The sequence below is a fragment of the Vibrio sp. 10N.222.55.C7 genome (genome assembly GCF_041473335.1).
Classification (GTDB): Bacteria; Pseudomonadota; Gammaproteobacteria; order Enterobacterales; family Vibrionaceae; genus Vibrio; species Vibrio crassostreae_C.
This window is the reverse complement of the sequence record NZ_JBFRSC010000056.1, coordinates 23733-24139: the sequence shown is the minus strand read 5'-3', so window position 1 is coordinate 24139 and position 407 is coordinate 23733. Positions and strand designations below refer to the sequence as shown.

Here is a 407-nt window from a genome sequence, read left to right as displayed (position 1 = left end):
GTAACGGTTGCATCACCGTCAACCGTTAGGCTGCTGGCCGTCAAGTCATCGCCTTCCACATCTGATGCTTGAGAAAGCAGCTGCTCTTGGCTTAGACGAATCGAACCGTCTTCGTCGATTGAGTACGCTAGGTCACCAGACACAGGCGCATCATCAACCGCAGTCACACTTACATCGATGTTCGCAGAGACCGTATCGGTGCCGTCTGACACGTCGAAGCCGAAGTTTACGTCGCCATTGAAGTTCTCATTTGGCGCAAAGGTGTATGTACCATTACCGTTGTCGGTAAGAATACCGTCGCCGCCATCGTAGGTCACACCTTCAACCGTTAGGTTGTCACCTTCAATGTCGGTAGCGCCTGTTAATAGGTCTGCATCAGTAAAGATTAACGTGCCGTCTTCTTCAAC

1 protein-coding gene is annotated in these 407 nt (G+C 51.1%); it reads right to left on the bottom strand.

Annotated features, from left to right (window positions below):
- On the bottom strand, nt 1-407 hold a 407-nt coding region (locus AB4482_RS23080; RefSeq protein WP_372181437.1), incomplete at both ends, for a cadherin-like domain-containing protein.